Source organism: Bacillus sp. PDNC022, assembly GCF_016919285.1.
GTDB lineage: Bacteria > Bacillota > Bacilli > Bacillales > Bacillaceae > Bacillus > Bacillus safensis.
The window spans coordinates 52,862-68,691 of the sequence record NZ_CP070345.1 but is presented as its reverse complement, the minus strand read 5'-3'; the positions used below and the strand labels follow the sequence as shown (position 1 = coordinate 68,691).

13 protein-coding genes and 1 other annotated feature are annotated in these 15,830 nt (G+C 41.4%); of the genes, 3 read left to right on the top strand and 10 right to left on the bottom strand.

From position 1 onward, the window contains the following. Nucleotides 1-2: 2 nt before the first annotated feature. Genes JVX94_RS00450 through JVX94_RS00440 form a run of 3 tightly spaced genes read right to left on the bottom strand, consistent with a single transcriptional unit; the run spans nt 3 to nt 2,620 of the window. Complete coding sequence (locus JVX94_RS00450; RefSeq protein WP_205184222.1) at nt 3-527, bottom strand: lipoprotein YteS; 525 nt, start codon at nt 525-527, stop codon at nt 3-5. Further along, entirely contained in the window at nt 524-1,636 is a 1,113-nt protein-coding gene (locus JVX94_RS00445; protein WP_205184219.1) for a glycoside hydrolase family 88/105 protein, read from the bottom strand. Before JVX94_RS00445 ends, JVX94_RS00450 begins: the two co-directional genes overlap by 4 nt. A gap of 18 nt (nt 1,637-1,654) precedes the next feature. Next, the gene (locus JVX94_RS00440) at nt 1,655-2,620 is read right to left on the bottom strand and encodes an ABC transporter permease (protein ID WP_095409331.1); all 966 of its coding nucleotides are present in this window, start codon (nt 2,618-2,620) and stop codon (nt 1,655-1,657) included. A 231-nt stretch (nt 2,621-2,851) separates the two neighbouring features. Here JVX94_RS00440 and JVX94_RS00435 point away from each other — a divergent pair, with 231 nt between their 5' ends. Then, nucleotides 2,852-5,152, top strand: coding sequence for a helix-turn-helix domain-containing protein (locus tag JVX94_RS00435; RefSeq protein WP_238409379.1), 2,301 nt, complete (start codon nt 2,852-2,854; stop codon nt 5,150-5,152). 38 nt (nt 5,153-5,190) lie between these two features. Here the strand turns inward: JVX94_RS00435 and JVX94_RS00430 are convergent, their stop codons facing one another. Continuing rightward, entirely contained in the window at nt 5,191-5,562 is a 372-nt protein-coding gene (locus tag JVX94_RS00430) for a winged helix-turn-helix transcriptional regulator (protein ID WP_003217763.1), read from the bottom strand. Between the two features lie 155 nt (nt 5,563-5,717). On the opposite strand from JVX94_RS00430, the gene JVX94_RS00425 reads away from it, so the two are divergent. Together JVX94_RS00425 and JVX94_RS00420 are read left to right on the top strand one after the other, a co-directional pair. Further along, nucleotides 5,718-6,905 carry an MFS transporter gene (locus JVX94_RS00425; protein ID WP_205184217.1) on the top strand — a complete coding sequence of 396 codons (1,188 nt, stop codon included), beginning with the start codon at nt 5,718-5,720 and terminating at the stop codon, nt 6,903-6,905. 10 nt (nt 6,906-6,915) lie between these two features. Beyond that, nucleotides 6,916-7,758, top strand: coding sequence for an aldo/keto reductase (locus tag JVX94_RS00420; RefSeq protein ID WP_205184215.1), 843 nt, complete (start codon nt 6,916-6,918; stop codon nt 7,756-7,758). Between the two features lie 45 nt (nt 7,759-7,803). On the opposite strand, the gene JVX94_RS00415 is transcribed toward JVX94_RS00420, so the two are convergent. From JVX94_RS00415 to JVX94_RS00390, 6 genes are all read right to left on the bottom strand, one after another. Continuing rightward, nucleotides 7,804-9,303, bottom strand: a complete 1,500-nt coding sequence (locus JVX94_RS00415; RefSeq protein WP_095409335.1) for an extracellular solute-binding protein — start codon at nt 9,301-9,303, stop codon at nt 7,804-7,806. Between the two features lie 25 nt (nt 9,304-9,328). Next, complete coding sequence (locus JVX94_RS00410; RefSeq protein ID WP_087976618.1) at nt 9,329-10,189, bottom strand: carbohydrate ABC transporter permease; 861 nt, start codon at nt 10,187-10,189, stop codon at nt 9,329-9,331. Between the two features lie 219 nt (nt 10,190-10,408). Then, entirely contained in the window at nt 10,409-11,161 is a 753-nt protein-coding gene (locus JVX94_RS00405) for an NAD-dependent epimerase/dehydratase family protein (protein WP_144485005.1), read from the bottom strand. Between the two features lie 46 nt (nt 11,162-11,207). Continuing rightward, on the bottom strand, nt 11,208-12,110 hold the full coding sequence (locus tag JVX94_RS00400) for an alpha/beta hydrolase family protein (RefSeq protein ID WP_144485007.1): 903 nt from the start codon (nt 12,108-12,110) through the stop codon (nt 11,208-11,210). Between the two features lie 130 nt (nt 12,111-12,240). Beyond that, nucleotides 12,241-14,655: a leucine--tRNA ligase gene (gene leuS, locus JVX94_RS00395; RefSeq protein WP_205184213.1), complete on the bottom strand. Its 2,415-nt coding sequence runs from the start codon at nt 14,653-14,655 to the stop codon at nt 12,241-12,243. Nucleotides 14,656-14,752: 97 nt separating this feature from the next. Beyond that, nucleotides 14,753-14,974 (bottom strand) — a binding site (T-box leader). 102 nt (nt 14,975-15,076) lie between these two features. Next, nucleotides 15,077-15,406 (bottom strand): DUF4257 domain-containing protein, encoded by a 330-nt coding sequence (locus JVX94_RS00390; protein ID WP_008343006.1) that lies wholly within the window; start codon nt 15,404-15,406, stop codon nt 15,077-15,079. Nucleotides 15,407-15,830: the final 424 nt, after the last annotated feature.

Here is a 15,830-nt window from a genome sequence, read left to right as displayed (position 1 = left end):
TTTTATTGGTTTTCACGAAGCTGTTTCATGAGAGACAGTGCCTCTTTCGACTTGTCAGCATACACGGGAATGAAAGCAACCATATCTCGGTGTAATTGAAAGGTATAGCCGTTGAGCTTTTTCGTTCCTTTATTGATTTGAATCGCATAATCGACCGTTTTCCCTGTCTTTTTGTCCTCGACCGTATATGGTCCTGCTGCTTGATCACTTATTTTCATCTCTTCCAGCAGCTGAAAGCTTTCAGGATCATCATACGTTCTAAACATTTCTTCTGGGACAAGCATCACGTCCCCCTCTTTTGAGGTAATTTCAACAAGAAGCTTTTCAGGAATCGCCGGAAAGATGTGGACGCTATAAGTCTCTTGTTTCGGCTGAAAAGCCTTCTCTACTAATTGATCCTTCATTCCCTTTGACATATCAGAAAAAATCAGAACATCGATCTCGTTTGTTTTCTCCTGACAGGCAGATAAACAAAGAGCAGCGATGAAACTGATGAGCCATAAGGCGGCTCTTTTTTGCCTCCTCATGCCTTTTGAAAAACAGACAGCTTTTCCAGCTCAGTTAACGCCATAATAAAAGCGCCTGCCCCGTGCAAGTCATTTGTGCTCCGCTCTCTTCCAACGTAATAATCATAAAATCCCGCAGATGTTCCAATACAAATATCATTGATGGTAAAATCACCATTCTCTTTCTCAGCCGTCTTATGCTGAATCAAGCCTTGATATGCTTTGACCACATGATCAACATAACGGAGGCTCACATACCCTTCATTCATGGCCTTTGCCATGGCATACATGAATAAACACGATCCCGAGCTTTCGAGCCAATTGTCACTGTGATTTCCTTTATCAATGATTTGATGCCAGAGACCTGTCTTTTGATCCTGATACTTTGCCACACTTTCCAGCATGTCTGTCAGCGTTTTCTTCCACACCTTCCGCCTTTCATGCTGCTCTGGCAGATCCTCGATCATATCTGCTAATGCAAGGACATACCAGCCAAACGATCTTGCCCAAAACTCGGGAGAACAGCCGGTCTTTTGATCAGCCCATGGCATCGTTTTTCGTTCATCCCACGCGTGATAATACAGACCTGTATGTTCATCTTTCGTATGCTTTCTCATGAGATGCTCTTGATGGATGACCATATCCACTAGTGACTCTTCACCTTTAAGCTGAGCATACTTTAAGGCAAAAGGACCGCCCATGTAGAGACCATCGAGCCACATTTGATAAGCATAATTGTCTTTATGCCAAAATCCGCCCTCAGACGTGCGATTTAGCGTACGATAAAGTCCGCGCAGCTTCTCGGCTGCCAGCACATACCGCTTCTCTCTCGTTCGTTCGTAAAGAGGGAATAAAATGAGTCCTGCTTGAATGGCATCAAGCTCATCCCTGCGAAATAACAGATTTCCGTACTCATCAATGAGGGAGTCCGCATAGTTTTTCACATAATCGAAATACGCCTCGTTCCCCGTTGCCTCATATAGCTTCATGACACCGCAAAGGAAAACGCCTTGATGATAATGCCACCTTCCAGCTGGCGGCAGCTCAATTGGTGTATACGCTTTCATAATAGTTTGTGCTAATTTCTCTGCATGCTCAAGTGGTGATCCCTTTTCAATCGATAATGTCATTTTTCCTCATCTCCCTTTTTAATAAATACCTTCTTCCCCGAATTTCTTCGCTAAACGGTTTGCCATCATGACCAAAATAAGCCCAACGGCTGCTTTAAATAAACCAACAGCGGTACTATAGCTGAATTGTCCCTGCTTAAGACCTGCTGTATAGACGTACGTATCAAAAATCTCCGCTACTTCCCGATTCGTTGCGTTCAGTAATAGATAGACATGCTCAAAGCCAAGCTCAAGCGTATCACCGATTTTTAAAATAAGCAGAACCACAATGACACTTTTAATGGCTGGAAGTGTGATGTGCCACATTTGTCTCAGTCTTCCGGCCCCATCCATTTTTGCTGCTTCATATAGCTGCGGATCTACCGCTGTAATCGCCGCGAGGTAAATGATCGTCGACCACCCTGCTTCCCGCCAAATCACTTGTAAAATGTACATCGGTCTAAACCATTCTTGACTTAGAAGGAAGTTAATCTTTTCTCCTCCAAAGAAAGCAATCAATTCATTAATTAAACCGCCATCTACTGTTAACAAAACAAAAGATAAGGACACGACAATCACCCATGACATGAAGTGAGGGATATAAATCATCGTCTGTACAAATTTCTTAAACAAGGCCAATCTCACTTCGTTTAAAAGAAGGGCTAATAAGATCGGAATTGGAAAGAAAATCACGACATTCATGGCAAATAAAATCAGCGTATTTTTTAATAAGATGAAAAATGTTGGTTCTGTAAACAATCGAATAAAGTGTTTGAAGCCAACCCACTCACTGCCAAGAATGCCAAGAAACGGCTGGTAATCTTGAAAGGCAATGATGAGCCCCCACATTGGCACATATTTAAAAACAATAAAATAAATGAGCCCCGGCAAAATCATTAAATACAAAAACTTTTGACTTAGCAATTGATTAAGTAAGCGCTTTCTTTTTTCACTTTTCAAATCTGCCGCAGGCACACCCTTGGCAGTCACATCCTCTGTTTTCATTGATAAAGCCTCCCCTCATGCTAATGCATGTGTTAACTGTATCTTAAGGATGAAAAATCCGTCTACAATCATATCAACAGATCATATTTTCATAGGTGGTGCTACTCAAAACGTTACATAAAACATAAGAAAATGATCCTAATCTCAGAAAATGATTATTGACAAACCTACCAGATTTTTGGATTAATAAATTAAGGGGAAAAGATTGTTTCGTTTGAAATGGGGGGTTTTATGAAAAGAAGGCAGTATAAATTTTATTACAAGCTAGTGACGTTTTTTTTCATACTTAGTACGATTCCTGTTATCATTGTTGGCATTTTTTCTTATCAGCATTCGCAAAAAACAGCGCTTGAAAATATCTCAAATGAAAAACTCGACAGCGTCAAACAAACGCAATCCAATATTGAGCATATTTTAAAAACTGTTGATCATTCTCTCACTCACTATGTCAGTTCGCCGCCTCTCCTTCAAACACTGGCAGAACCTTTAAATCCAGACCAATTCCAGCTTTATAATCAAGTACAGCAGGAACTGAATTACCTGCAAACCTTTGACACCGATCTTTCCAATATTACACTCGTCAGTAAAATGGAAGACTGGTACATGAACAATTCGGGGCTTTATCATGTCACAAGCGAAGACCAAGAAAAAGCGCTGACCTCTTACCTCAATATACCAAGTCACTCCAGCTGGGCACTTGAAGAGAATAATCCACTTGTTGCGACAAAAGAAGGAAAAGCATCCTTTTGTAAGTACAATGTGAATTTAATCAAACAACTGCCTATGAACAGCGTTCAAAAAAAGGGAATTGCTGTCGCCAGCATTCCAAGCTGCGTGATAGCTGATAACATGCCTGACTTCTCTCAATCGGATAGCATGTTTGTCATCGATACAAACGGAAAAGTGCTGCTACATAATCGCAAAGAACAAATTGGGGAATCGCTGAAACATCAAGATTTCGTCAAGCATGTGCTCTCACTTGAAAAACGATCAGGGCAATTTGATATGAAGATCGACGAACTCAACTATCAAATCACATTTCAAAAATCAGATTATAATGAATGGACGTACCTATCCTTTGTTTCTATTCCAGAACTTAAGCAGCAAACGAAATCAATTGGGTGGATTACTTTTATTATCTGCACTATTTTGTTAGCGCTTTCATTACTATTTTCATGGTTTGGTTCCAGACATTTTTATAAACCAATCCGCTTATTATACGAGTCATTTGCACGCAATGAATCATTTTTGCAAAAACAGCCCTTTCAAAATGAATTTGAGTTGATTGAATCGAGTATTAAACAAATGAAAGATCAAAACAATGATTTAGAGGAACGTATTGAGCAGCAAGTGACACACTTGCAGCAATACTTTATGGTACGGCTGCTGCTTGGAAAGCTGACAGATGAAGAAGTAAACAACCGGTTCCAAAGCTTAGGCTTTCCGCAAGGCTGGTCTCATTTGTCCATGCTTGTGACCCAAATCGATACATTAAAAGGAACACCTTATGAAAAAAAAGATGCTGACTTGCTTTTATTTGCGATCAATGGACTGATCGAGCAGATTATTCCGCAAGAGGAGCACCTTCAGCCAACCGTTGTCAATCAGCATCAAACAACGATTATCCTCAACCACTCAAAGTCAGATGAAGAGTTTACTGAATATTTAAACCAATTAGCAGAAACCATTCAACAGCGTATCGAGGAAGAGCTCGGTTTATCGATCAGCATCGGAATCAGCCGTCAGTTTAAGGAGCTTACAATGGCAAAACACGCTTACATTGAAGGGAAAGAAGCCTTAAAATACAGACTCAAAGCAGAGAAAAAGTCTATTATCTTATATGAGCATATTCAGCAAGGAAAGACGTTCAAAACCCATTTTCCAAAGCAGCTGCAGCATGATTTATTTGATGCGATGAAAGCTGGCGATCAAGGCAAAGCGGATCACTATTTGCATGTACTCCTGCAATCCATTTTCTCTAAAAATGCAGGACCGCACGAATACCATATCGCCCTCGCTCGTTTTTTAAACAATTTAATCGAGCTGATGCATTTGCTGGGCATTGAATTATTTGAGGTCGAAGATAACAAAATGCTCTATGATACGATTTTTGAATTTAAAACCTTTGAAGATACGGAAGCATGGCTGAAACATGAAATCATTCGGCCAATTATTGACCAGCTTGCTGCACGTGAAGACTCACAATACAAAAACATCTCAGAAAAAATCATCCATATCATTCATCAAGAATTCGACTCAGATCTCACATTGGATGAAATCGCCACACGCCTGCATTACAATCCAAATTATTTAAGCAGTATTTTCAGAAAGGAAATGGATATCTCCTTTAGTGAATATCTCTCTTCCTACAGACACCATGTCGCTAAAAATTGGCTTGTAGAAACCGATATGTCCGTCAAGGAAATTTCGGAAAAACTGAAATATAAAAACCCGCAAAATTTCATCCGATCCTTTAAAAAGCTGGAAGGTACAACTCCTGGGAAATACCGCGACCAGAAAAAAGGCTCGTAAGACAAAGAGTCCCGCTCTCACAAGAAAGCGGGACTCTTTTATTTAAACTGTTCATTTAAGATGCTGTCTTCCAGCACGGAAAGCGGCTCTCCATACACACGTTCAATATGAGCTGCTCCCCAATCGCATAGCGCATTGAGAATTCTTTCGAGCGACTGTCCGTATTCACTTAATTCATATTCCACTTTAGGCGGCACCTGTTCATACACAATCCGGTTAATGACCCCGTCACTTTCAAGCTCTCTCAGCTGCTGCGTGAGCATTTTTTGTGTGATGTTTGGCATGAGCCGCTTCAATTCACTCGTACGTTTTTTCCCATGTGTCAAATGACATAAAATCACACACTTCCACTTCCCGCCAATGACCTCAAGTGTTGCTTCCACAGAGATATTATATTTTTTCTTTTCCATCGAATGTTCACTCCTCTTTGTACTAACAGGCACTTTTTAGTACCTATATTACAAAAAAGTACGTACTTTTTTTTTCGTCATCTATGTTAGATAATAACTCTTGCCGATCGGCTTCGTCTATCAAAATGTCATCACAGAAGGATGTGAACTTACTTATGAAGAAAAAGCAAAACCATTTTGCTCTTCTCGCACTAGCGATTAGTGCTTTTGCTATAGGAACAACTGAGTTCATTAGTGTCGGTCTTTTGCCAATGATCTCAGAAGACTTTGGAGTGAGCGTCAGTCAGGCGGGCTGGACTGTCTCTTTATATGCACTTGGTGTGACATTTGGTGCGCCTATTTTGACTTCCCTTACTTCCACGATGAAAAGAAAGACATTGCTTTTGCTCATTATGCTCGTCTTTTTGATTGGTAATACACTTGCCACCATTGCCCCGACTTTTTCAGTGCTGTTAATCGGCCGGGTGATTTCAGCTTTATCCCATGGAATCTTCATGTCCATCGGTTCTACGATTGCTGCAAGCCTTGTCGTGAAAGAAAAACGGGCAAGCGCGATTGCCTTTATGTTCACTGGTTTAACAGTAGCGACTGTGACAGGTGTGCCATTCGGGACATTTCTTGGTCACGAGCTCGGCTGGCGGACATCATTTGGTGTGATTGTGATCATTGGTCTGATCGCACTGATATCCAACTATTTTCTTGTTCCGTCTCAATTAAAGCAAGGTGTGAAAACATCTTTTAAAGATCAAGCTGTCCTATTAAAAACAAAAAGAATCTTGCTTTTATTTGTCATTACAGCCACAGGGTATGGAGGAACCTTTGTCGTCTTCACGTATTTATCTCCTCTCTTGCAGCATGTGACAGGTCTTGCGCCTGGGGCTGTGGCCTTGATCCTTCTTTTATACGGAATCACGATCGCAGCCGGAAATGTCATTGGCGGAAAAGCTGCTAATGAACAGCCCATAAAAGCACTGATCTATATGTTTATCATCCAAAGCATCATCTTGTTTATCCTTAGCTTCACTGCAGGATTCACAGTGTTAGGCATTGGAACCGTCATGCTGATGGGACTGTTTGCATTCATGAATGTGCCTGGGCTGCAAGTAGCCGTCGTTGATTTTGCAGAAAGATACACACCTGGAGCGGTCGACGTCGCATCTGCTATGAATATTGCTGCCTTTAATGCCGGTATTGCCATTGGCTCATTTTTAGGCGGCATCGTGACAGATACACTTGGTCTTGTGCATACAGGCTGGGTCGGCGGCATCATGGTCCTCATCGCAGCCATTCTTACGATGATCAGTTATCAAATGGAACAAAAAGAACAAATACAAACCATTTAAAGGAGTTTTTATGATGGAACATTTACAAAGTACAAAAACATTAAACAATGGGGTCCGCATGCCAGGCTTTGGCCTTGGTGTATTCAAGGTGGAAGATGGAGCTGAATTAGTTGATGCTGTCAAAACCGCCATTCAATTAGGCTATCGCAGTATTGATACAGCAGCTATTTATGGAAATGAAGAAGGTGTTGGACGAGGCATACAGCTTGGTTTAGCAGAAACAGGACTGCGCCGCGAGGATATCTTTGTCACATCAAAAGTGTGGAATGCCGATTTAGGATATGAATCTACTCTAAATGCATACGAAGAAAGCTTAAAAAAGCTTCAGCTTGACTACCTTGATCTGTATTTAATCCATTGGCCGGTTGAAGGAAAATACAAAGAAGCTTGGCGTGCACTGGAAACCTTGTATCGTGAAGGAAAGGTCAGAGCCATCGGAGTGAGCAACTTCCAGCCGCATCACCTAGACGAGCTATTAAAAGATGCAGACATCAAACCAGCGATCAATCAAGTGGAGTTTCACCCAAAGCTTACGCAGGAAACACTCTATACGTATTTGAACTCTCATGGCATTCAAATGGAAGCTTGGTCACCGCTGATGCAGGGTGAACTGCTGCATCACCAGCTGATCACAGAGCTTGCAGACACATATGATAAAACACCTGCTCAAATTATTTTGCGCTGGGATGTACAAAAAGGTGTCATCACCATCCCAAAATCAACGAAAGCACATCGTTTAAAGGAAAACGCTGATATATTTGATTTTGTCTTATCTGATGAAGATATGAAACGTCTTTCTGACTTAAATGAAAACAAACGTATCGGTCCAGATCCAGACAACTTCGACTTTTAATGAAAACACCCCCGCTTTTTTGCTTTGCGGGGGTGTTCCTATTGATCATTTTGATTTTTTAAAGGAAGCTTCATATTCTTCTATGATTTTATTCCCACCATTTGATTTCCACTTCTCTACATCTTTCTTAAATTGATCTTCACTGATGTCTCCAAGAATGAACTTATACGTCGCATCATCGATGATTTTCTTCAGTTCGTTTCCACGCTCTGATGCTGTTTCTGAATACAGGCTTTCAGCAGGATTGGCAACGATGATGTTTTGATTGTCTTCTTCCAGCTCTTCATATTTAGAACGAACTGCATCCCCTTTATTTTTCAAGTAACGTTTATCAATGCCTACAAGACTGACAAGTGGCTGTACATCTGTCTGCCAGCCTTTCACTTGGCTTTCTTCTCTGACAAATGTATTCCCTTCTTCTTTCTTATAATGCTGGCCATCTATACCGTACGTCATGAGACCATATACATCTTCTTCGGCAATGCGATCAAAGAAGGCCAAAATCCGCTTTAATTCCGCCTCTGATTTCACACTTGTTTTAGGGAATGCGAAGATGCCATTATGACCACCAGATGCCCACACACGTTCTTTGCCATCTGGGCCTTTGATTCGGTTGATAATATCTACTTTCATGTTTTTATCTGTCGCATCATCTCTCAGGTTCACGGCATCTACCATATTTCCAACATAGATGCCTGCTTTTCCTTGTGAGAATAATTCCTGCTGCTGTGTTTTGCTTGTCACTGGGAAGTCTTTGTTGATATAGCCATTGTCGCGCAGCTTTTTCATGTATTTCATTGTATTCATGTACTCATTTGTCATAAAGTCCGGCGTGAATTTCCCGTTTTCTTCTTTCCAGTCTGTTGGCATTCCTTCATATGAACCAAGTGTCTTAAATGCACCATAAATTAAATCGTTACGATCCGTAAAACCAATTGTATCGGCTTTTCCGTTTTGATTCGGGTCTTTTTCAGTAAAGGCTTTGGCTACTTCATACAAATCATCCAATGTTTTTGGTGTATCCAAATTTAAATTTTCAAGCCAATCCTTTCGAATGACAATCCCTTGTCTTGAAAGTGGTCTTTCTCTATAGATCCCATAAAGCTTACCGTCTATAGAAGCGTTTTTATTAATCAGTTCGTTCATCTTACTTAAATTTGGATAATCCTTTAAATACGGACCGACTTCCCAGAACATACCTGATCTGAACGCATTAATCGCAGACGAATTTTTAATGTCTTGAATCGTCACAATTTGCGGCAAATTCCCTGCTGCAAGTGCGGAATTTAAACGGTCTTCCTTCACAGCATCAGGCACCCATGTAATATCAAGCTCTGTATTTGTGAGCTTCTCAATCTCTTTTAAAACGGAATCCTTCGGCGGCTGCTGATGATATAAAATCGCCATCCATGTCAGCTTTACCTTTTTGTCTAGATCAACCTTCTCATCTGATGAGTTTGCCCCTTTACTTGAACATGCTGACAGAATACCGCTTGCTGCAAATAACAGGACAAACGCAATCAGCCATAATTTCTTTCTCCCCATAAGATCCCTCCGTTGTTCCATCTTTTTAACCCTTTACAGAACCTAGTAATGCCCCTTTATTGAAATGCTTTTGAATAAATGGATAGACAAGCAGAACCGGAATGGTTGCCACAACAATGACAGCCATTTTAATCGTCTGGTCTGGCGGTGGTGTCGATGAGCCCATATCCGACATATCTCCCTGCATTCCGCTTGAGACAATGACAATCTGTCTCAGCAGCACCTGAATCGGCCACTTCACTGAATCATTTAAATACAGAATGGCAGTCATATACGTATTCCAATACGTCACGGCATAAAAGAGTGAAATGGTTGCAATGGCTGGCAAAGAAAGCGGGAGCACAATTTTAAAGAAAATCCCTAAATCGTTACAGCCGTCCATCTTCGCTGATTCCTCAAGGCTTGCCGGTATGTTTTGAAAGAAGTTCTTCAAAATGATTAAGTTGAACGCATTGATTGCAACCGGTAGAATAAGTGACCAATACGTATCAAGCAGACCAAGTGTTTTCACCACAATAAACGTCGGAATCATACCTCCGCTAAACAGCATCGTGAAAACAACGAGAAACATTAGTGTTCTCCGGCCTTTTAGCTCCTGACGAGACAGCCCGTATGCCATAAGCGAGGACAAAAACATGCTGACAGCTGTTCCAACGAGCGTCACAAGAATGGACACAATGAGGCTGCGATACACAATATCTGTAGAGAAAATGTATCGATATGCCTCTAGAGAAAACGTCGTCGGGAACAAGATAAATTTCTTCGTGATGACCTCTTCTACTGTTGCAAAAGAGGCGGCAATGACATGGATGAACGGAAGCACACATATTAATGCGAACATGAGTAGAAAAGAGTAATTAAATAAATTGAACAATCGGCCTTTAATAGAACGATCTATGTTCATCACACCCTTCCTTTGTAAGCGTTATCATTTCGTCTGTAACTAAGCTGCAGCCTGTGACGATATCGTGATTAAAATGTAACAAACAGGGGAAGAAAGCGTCTATAATCATCTTGACAGACCAACTGGATAGATCATGTCAGCCGTGCTTTTATGCTCATGAAACAAAAGAATAAGATCATTAGCTCATGACATGATTATGCCCTATGCCTGATCATTTTCTCCGAGGATTTCCGTCGTATTGACATCTGGTTTGTAGCCTAACTCCTGTTTCGTTTTCTCAGTAGACCACGGCTTTTCTTCATTCTCTGATACAGCATAATAGGTCCCAAAGGGAATATCCGATTCAATCGCTGCCTTTATCATACCTGTAAGATCCTCATGTGACAGTAGTGTTCTTTTTGTTCTTTGTTTTTTGTGTAATGTTTTCATCTCATCTGTTACAACTGTTCCAATCCTTAAATTGATAACAGACATACCCGTTTGATCGTGGAACAAATGCCCTAGCTGTTCGGAAGCAAATTTTAAAATGCCATAGACATTTTTAGTCGCAGGCACATCGTCAATTGTAATCTGCCGTCCAAGTAAGGAACGTCCATCCTCTTCATAACGATCCGTCACATGGTTGCTGCTTGCAAAAATGACTTTTCGTATGCCAAGCCGCGCGGCTGAACGAAACATATAATAGGTACTCCTCCAAAAAATATCAGTCATTTTTGCAAATTCTTCATGATCCATCACATCATGCGTCATGTCCATGTTTAGAAGATGCAAGATGACATCTGTATCCCGCGGAATCGCCTCATATACATTCTGTTCATTCGCTGCATCGGCTAAAATGACTTCTTCTACACAGCTCGTTTGATCAATGATCGTGACGCTGTACTCAGCAGAGAGTGCTTTTGTTAAAAGACGGCCAATCACACCGCATCCGCCAATGATGGTGATTTTTTTCATCTGTCTCCTCCTTTCTTCTGACGTAGTATGTCCAAGCGTTTCTTGATTACAGCCACTTTTTCAAAAATCGTGTCGCCTCGTGACGCATAGCGGCTGTTTCAAAATGACCTGCATGAAGACGGGCAAGCTGATATCGTTCTTTCAATGAAGCAGCGTCATAGGTTTGACTCAATACCTTTTGAATCCTTCCAACGCCTTCAGCAGGCGTGAGCTGATCAAGTTTTCCAACTAAGCTTAAATGCGGTCTTGGAAAAATCATTTCTTGAATGTCCGCTGCTGTAAAATGCTTCGCTAAGCTCGGTACATAGTAATAAAAGCCATGTCTGTCCAAATTGTTCGTTTCAATTAATGTATGATGATCCACCTGTGCGCAAAGATCAATACACACACTGACCCTCTCATCAAGCGCAGCCGTCCACCAGGAAAGGAGACCACCCATCGACATTCCAAAGACAGCTAACCGGTCCGCCAGCACATCAGATCGAGACAGCAAATAATCGATTGCACACATGCTTTCATACAGCATCATGCCCCACATCACTTTTCCTGTTAAAAGCATTTCCTTAAAAATTTCACTTTCTGTTCTTCCTCTTCTCTCACCAAACCCTGCATGATCAATGGCGAGTACACTATATCCTTTAGACGTAAACTCTTTTGCATATGAAGGCGTTTGCAAATAATGAGCACCTTTTAACAGCTCTTCCTTCCCATTCACATAATTCCCGCCATGAGAGTGCTGGAACAGTACTACGGGTCTTTTTTTCACTGTATCCTTCGGTTTCACAAAATAAGCAGGGACTTCCTCTACACCATTCATGGAGAGAATCAGTGTTTCCACTACATATGATTCACGTTCCTCCATTTTTAACGTATAAGCCTCCACGCGATGACGTTCTGGCATTTCTCCTAACAGACTGAGCAGTTGTTCACGTTTGCTTTTCTTTTCCATTGACGTCACTCCTCATTTTCTTGATCACCTGTTAAAATACGAGACCGATGCAGGAATCACCTTGTTTTCGACAAAATTATGTCCCGGGAAATAAAGAACACCCACCGGTTCATACCGATGGGTGTGATCATTAGTTCGCAACAATATTGACAAGCTTCCCAGGAACCGCAATTACTTTACGAATGGTCTTCCCTTCAAGCTGTTCTTTTACGCGTGCATCATTTTTCGCGAGTTCTTCTAACTGCTCCCTTGTTGCATCAGCAGGAACGGTTAATTTTGCTTTCACTTTACCGTTAAGCTGTACGACAATTTCTATTTCATCGTCGACAAGCTTTGACTCATCATATTGTGGCCATGCTTCATAAGAAATGGACCCTTCATGACCGAGTTTATTCCAAAGCTCTTCTGCTAAATGCGGTGCAATTGGAGAAAGAAGCTTCACAAAGCCTTCTGCATATTCTTTCGGCAGTGTATCAGCCTTATAGGCGTCGTTGATAAACACCATTAATTGTGAAATGCCTGTGTTGAAACGCAAGCCTTCATAATGATCCGTTACCTTCATGACTGTTTCATGATAGCTGCGTTCTAAAGCGCCGCCAGATTGCTCTGTCACTTTATCGCTGAGTGAGCCATCTTCATTTGTAAATAGTCGCCATACACGATCAAGGAAACGACGAGCGCCATCAAGTCCTGTTTCAGACCAAGCAATTGACGCATCTAAAGGTCCCATGAACATTTCATAAAGTCGTAATGTATCCGCACCATGAGATTCTACGATATCATCTGGGTTGACAACATTTCCTTTTGACTTACTCATTTTTTCATTATTTTCCCCAAGAATCATGCCTTGGTTGAACAATTTCATGAAAGGTTCTTTTGTTGGAACAACACCGATATCATAAAGGAACTTATGCCAGAAGCGTGCATATAAAAGATGCAGTACAGCATGTTCTGCTCCGCCGATATACACATCAACTGGAAGCCATTTCTTTAGCTTCTCAGGAGATGCAAGCTCTTCTGAGTTATGAGGATCAATATAACGTAAGAAATACCAGCAGCTGCCTGCCCATTGCGGCATTGTATTCGTTTCGCGGCGGCCTTTCTTACCTGTTACAGGATCTACAACCTCAACCCAGTCTTTAATATTGGCTAATGGTGATTCACCTGTTCCACTTGGCTTAATCTCAGTCGTCTTAGGCAAGATCAGTGGAAGCTCTTCTTCTGAAACAGCTGAAGATGTTCCGTCCTCCCAATGAATGATTGGAATCGGCTCACCCCAGTAGCGCTGACGGCTGAACAGCCAGTCTCTTAAACGATATGTGACTTTCTTTTCACCTTTTTGATGTTCTTCAAGCCATGCAATCGCTTTTTCAATCGCTTCTTCTTTTCCTAAGCCATTTAGGAAATCAGAGTTAATGTGCTTTCCATCACCTGTGTAGGCTTCTTTTTCGATGTCTCCGCCTTCTACAACTTCTTTGATTGGAAGATCAAAAGTTTTAGCGAATTCATAATCACGTTCATCATGAGCAGGAACCGCCATAATAGCTCCAGTCCCATAAGTAGCCAGCACGTAATCGGCAATCCAGATCGGCATCTTTTCACCATTTAAAGGATTGATGGCATACGCTCCTGTGAAAATACCCGTCTTCGTTTTAGCAAGATCTGTCCGCTCTAGGTCGCTCTTTGATTGAATCTCTTTGATATACGCTTCGACAGCTTCTTTTTGAGCAGCTGATGTGATTTTTTCAACAAGTGCATGTTCTGGTGCAAGCACCGCATATGTTGCGCCAAATAGTGTATCAGGACGCGTTGTAAAAACCGTAAACTGCTCGTCATGACCTTCTACTTCAAAATGAACGTGCGCACCTTCAGAACGTCCGATCCAGTTGCGCTGCATATCTTTGATGCTTTCAGGCCAATCAATGTCCTCTAAATCTTCTAACAGCCTGTCCGCATATGCCGTAATCTTTAGCATCCATTGCTTCATAGGACGTCTTTCAACAGGATGCCCTCCGCGTTCACTTTTTCCATCAATGACTTCTTCATTTGCAAGCACTGTGCCAAGCGCTGGGCACCAGTTCACTGGTACTTCATCGATATAGGCCAATCCTTTTTCATACAATTTTAAGAAAATCCATTGTGTCCATTTGTAGTAATTCGGATCTGTCGTGTTAATTTCTCGATCCCAATCATACGAGAACCCTAGTGATTGAATTTGGCGGCGGAAGTTATTGATGTTCTCTTCTGTAAAGGCCGCCGGATCATTTCCTGTATCAAGTGCATACTGTTCTGCTGGGAGACCAAATGCGTCCCATCCCATTGGATGAAGAACATCATATCCCTGCATGCGTTTCATGCGTGATAAAATATCCGTTGCTGTATAGCCCTCAGGGTGCCCGACATGAAGCCCTGCTCCTGATGGATATGGAAACATATCAAGTGCATAAAACTTCGGTTTATCTTCCGAGTCAGATGTGGCGAATGTTTTATGTGTCAGCCAATAATCCTGCCACTTCTTTTCAATTTCCCGATGCTGAAAACTCAATGTGAAAACCTCCTTTAATATGTACGGCTTTATCTGCTTAGATGACCACTGCAAGAATTCAGATTTTTCTAAAATCAACAAAAAACCCTCATCCCTGGAAAGGGACGAGAGATTTTTTGGTTCCCGCGGTACCACCCTTGTTAGCGTAACATGCTGTTCGTACGCTCACTTAATATCTTTAACGCAGACATGCGACAGAAGCTTTAACGCAACTGCAACTCTGAGGCGAGTTCAGAAGCAGATTTGATTGACTTTCACCAGCCGTCAATTCTCTAAAGACAAATACTGCTTTCCTACTACTCCTCTTCACTGTTCTTATCGTAACCGTCATCTAAGTAGTATTTTATAGAATTATGATCATAAGTGCAAGCAGGTTTGTATACAATGGGAATGTACCCTAGACTAGGGTAAAGTGAGGATATTATTCGTGTGGAGATCGGTTATGACGGTTGGAGCCTGCATCCTGTGAACGTTCTTCTCTCACAAAATCGAAGCTTCGCAGAACTGCTTCTCCTCCGTAACCTGAAATTATGGATAAGATGATCAAGTGCAGACTAGATTCGGGATTTGAGGATAAGACAAGCAGTGTAGCGGCAATCATCCCAACGAGCCAATCTTCAATAAACCCTAGATAAATAAACTTTTTTGTCATTCTGGGCTTCTCTAGCCTGCCTTTTTTCTTTACGTGACCGAGAATGCCCATGACCCCTCCAATGGCGCAAGCAATAATGACTTGTTGCAGCATTTTCATCACCTTCCTAAAGCCCTTAGAATAGTAAAGCGACTTCAGGCTGTCCAGCCCCCTGTAATGCCATTCTGCTGTTCCGTCATAATCCATGTAAAAGGTCTATTCTCTCTAACGAAGAAAAAAAGCTTGTTTCTTCCATTATATGTGAATGACCCAAGAACAATCTTGATGCATTGGAATCATTTTTACCTAATCCATATTAACTATTTTTGTCATTTTATGAATTATGAGCAATTGATTCCTTCTTTTTCTAATGAAAAGTCTCCTTACTTACTCTATTCTAATGGAGGACAAACTATGATGACAAATTTAACAAAGCGTTTGCAATCGTTGAAACAGAACATATGTTATGTTACGTTTATAAGGATTCATTTGGTTGAAAAGATAACCATTTGATATGTCTTATCGCAACAATAAAGGAGGGTAA

Coding starts and splice junctions, on each gene's coding strand:
- JVX94_RS00450 (WP_205184222.1), bottom strand. CDS start 527: ATGAGGAGGCAAAAAAGAGCCGCCTTATGGCTCATCAGTTTCATCGCT.
- JVX94_RS00445 (WP_205184219.1), bottom strand. CDS start 1,636: ATGACATTATCGATTGAAAAGGGATCACCACTTGAGCATGCAGAGAAA.
- JVX94_RS00440 (WP_095409331.1), bottom strand. CDS start 2,620: ATGAAAACAGAGGATGTGACTGCCAAGGGTGTGCCTGCGGCAGATTTG.
- JVX94_RS00435 (WP_238409379.1), top strand. CDS start 2,852: ATGAAAAGAAGGCAGTATAAATTTTATTACAAGCTAGTGACGTTTTTT.
- JVX94_RS00430 (WP_003217763.1), bottom strand. CDS start 5,562: ATGGAAAAGAAAAAATATAATATCTCTGTGGAAGCAACACTTGAGGTC.
- JVX94_RS00425 (WP_205184217.1), top strand. CDS start 5,718: ATGAAGAAAAAGCAAAACCATTTTGCTCTTCTCGCACTAGCGATTAGT.
- JVX94_RS00420 (WP_205184215.1), top strand. CDS start 6,916: ATGATGGAACATTTACAAAGTACAAAAACATTAAACAATGGGGTCCGC.
- JVX94_RS00415 (WP_095409335.1), bottom strand. CDS start 9,303: ATGGGGAGAAAGAAATTATGGCTGATTGCGTTTGTCCTGTTATTTGCA.
- JVX94_RS00405 (WP_144485005.1), bottom strand. CDS start 11,161: ATGAAAAAAATCACCATCATTGGCGGATGCGGTGTGATTGGCCGTCTT.
- JVX94_RS00400 (WP_144485007.1), bottom strand. CDS start 12,110: ATGGAAAAGAAAAGCAAACGTGAACAACTGCTCAGTCTGTTAGGAGAA.
- JVX94_RS00390 (WP_008343006.1), bottom strand. CDS start 15,406: ATGAAAATGCTGCAACAAGTCATTATTGCTTGCGCCATTGGAGGGGTC.